Source organism: Arcobacter caeni (assembly GCF_003063245.1).
Classification (GTDB): domain Bacteria; phylum Campylobacterota; class Campylobacteria; order Campylobacterales; family Arcobacteraceae; genus Aliarcobacter; species Aliarcobacter caeni.
The window spans coordinates 1-701 of sequence record NZ_MUXE01000042.1; the positions used below are offsets into that span (position 1 = coordinate 1).

The following is a 701-nucleotide window of genomic DNA, read 5'->3' on the forward strand; positions in this document are numbered from 1 at the left end:
ATAGTTATTTAGGAAATTTATCACCTGTTAAATTTGAAGAAAAACAAGAAAAAGAAAAAGTGTTACAATCTGAAATGGTGGCTTAGGGATTAGCAAAAAAGTGTATGTTTTTTAGTTACCTCTCCATAATTTATTGAATAATAGGAATATAATGCCCTTTCAAACACTAAAAAAATTACAAACTGGTCAATTAAAAGATGTAACATATATTAAAATTGCATCAGGGCTTAAAACTTTCCCTAATGAATTATATACATTAGTAGATACACTAGAAGTTTTAGATTTAACGGATAATAATTTGACTGATTTACCAGATGATTTTGATAGATTTAGAAGGTTAAAAAGACTTTTTTTGTCTAACAATAAATTTGATAATGTTCCAAAAATATTAGCTAAATTGCCTATTTTATCAATGATTGGAATGCGAAATAATCAGATAAAAAAATTCGAAGAAAATTCTTTACCTCTTAGTACAAGATGGTTAATTCTTACGGATAATGAACTTACTACACTTCCTGAATCTATTGGAGATTTAGTATTACTTCAAAAATGTATGCTTTCAGGTAATCAAATAAGTGGAGAGGTAACTAAAAAACATACACTTTTTTGCTAATCCCTAAGCCACCATTTCAGATTGTAACACTTTTTCTTTTTCTTGTTTTTCTTCAAATTTAACAGGTGATAAATTTCCTAAATAACTA

1 protein-coding gene is annotated in these 701 nt (G+C 26.7%); it reads left to right on the forward strand.

What is annotated here, in order from left to right; translation table 11 throughout:
* The first annotated feature begins 151 nt into the window (after nt 1-151).
* Entirely contained in the window at nt 152-613 is a 462-nt protein-coding gene (locus tag B0174_RS12030; RefSeq protein ID WP_108561361.1) for a leucine-rich repeat domain-containing protein, read from the forward strand.
* Nucleotides 614-701 lie beyond the last annotated feature (88 nt).

What these genes read in the sequence shown, in the direction of transcription:
- B0174_RS12030 (WP_108561361.1), top strand. Translation starts at nt 152, where the DNA reads ATGCCCTTTCAAACACTAAAAAAATTACAAACTGGTCAATTAAAAGAT.